The organism is Zooshikella harenae, from assembly GCF_018837975.1.
Taxonomy (GTDB): domain Bacteria; phylum Pseudomonadota; class Gammaproteobacteria; order Pseudomonadales; family Zooshikellaceae; genus Zooshikella; species Zooshikella harenae.
Genome location: NZ_JAGSOY010000257.1, coordinates 1 through 1210, shown reverse-complemented (window position 1 = coordinate 1210; position 1210 = coordinate 1). Strand labels below are relative to the sequence as shown.

The 1210-nt window shown below is 37.5% G+C and carries 1 protein-coding gene; it reads left to right on the top strand.

Translation table 11 applies throughout. From position 1 onward, the window contains the following. Positions 1-576: 576 nt before the first annotated feature. The gene (locus KCG35_RS25440; RefSeq protein WP_215822650.1) at positions 577-990 is read left to right on the top strand and encodes a hypothetical protein; all 414 of its coding nucleotides are present in this window, start codon (positions 577-579) and stop codon (positions 988-990) included. Positions 991-1210 lie beyond the last annotated feature (220 nt).

Sequence of the window (1210 nt, the reverse complement as noted above, 5' to 3'; positions counted from 1 at the left end):
TAGAGGCTATGCACCAAAATATTTATTGTTCACACATGGCCCAAAGTGAAACACATAATTATGTGGTCAACTGGACCATTTTCCCAATGTTATGATAAAGTGTCCAATTACCTTTTTTAGTATCGAGAATAATGGAAAAGTATAAAATTGTTACAGGGTCGTCTAGTGGAGTTCTCCTAGGGGTTGGAGTGGTAGTAGTTTATTCAACTTTGGGGAAAGGGCTAGTAGTACTGCTTGGTTTATGTATGGTTGGCTCTGGACTTACACTAATGATTTTGAATAGGACAAGGTATATAGCACCGCGTTATATAGTTCTTTTTGTACAGTTTGCGTTAGCCTTATTTATACTAGTTATTACATTAAGAGCTGAAAATATTCATCCATTTAATGTCATATGGTCAAGTGGTGTTTGTGTGCTATCTATATATGGGTTCTATTTACTTAAAAACGTACAAAAAAACTAGCAAATGCAGGCCCGTGGACCTAGTAAGTATCAGTATTAAAAAAACAGGCTAATAAAAGTTTGCATGTCCAGTGCGATGGGCATTATGAATTGCGTTAAGGAAAAAGCGTTTAATGAAGACAACTATACTAAAGTGGATGGGAATCAGCGCCTTTGCCGTTGTTTTCTTTATTCTTGGTTCAGTAATTTCTGCTTTTTCTTTTACTTACCTTGAATTAAATGACCGGCTTAAGTATGAAGTTGCTTACTTAAAGGGCTTTGTTGCTATTCAAAAGAAGATTAAAGAAGGTGACATTAAAGGTGCTGAAGTATCAGCTGATTTCCTCATTGATGCCCATGCAAGAACATTATACGAGTATGACTTCATAACTAGCCCATTTTTCAAAACCGATATGAATGAAGTACTTTGTGAAGTCGTTTCGCTTCGTAAGAAATACCCTGCTTCAAGGCCCGTATCTAGCGAAAACTACAGTGACTGGTTACAAGAAGTAGATGAGTATTTAAGTGAGTCTAATTGGAAGTGCTAATGCATAACAAGCTGCAATGCTCAGTCCGTACGTGGCTTTGGACAAAATTCACTGGCGTTCAATTTTTGCCGGTGTGCATAACATTAGGCTTAGTGATGGCTGAAAATTCTACGAGGTTGTATGCGATATGGGCTCGTAAAGCACCAGTGGGTGTAATTTTTCGAAGAGGACCCAGCAAACGTGTTCAATTGGTTAAATGGAACTTAACCAATAATCAGCT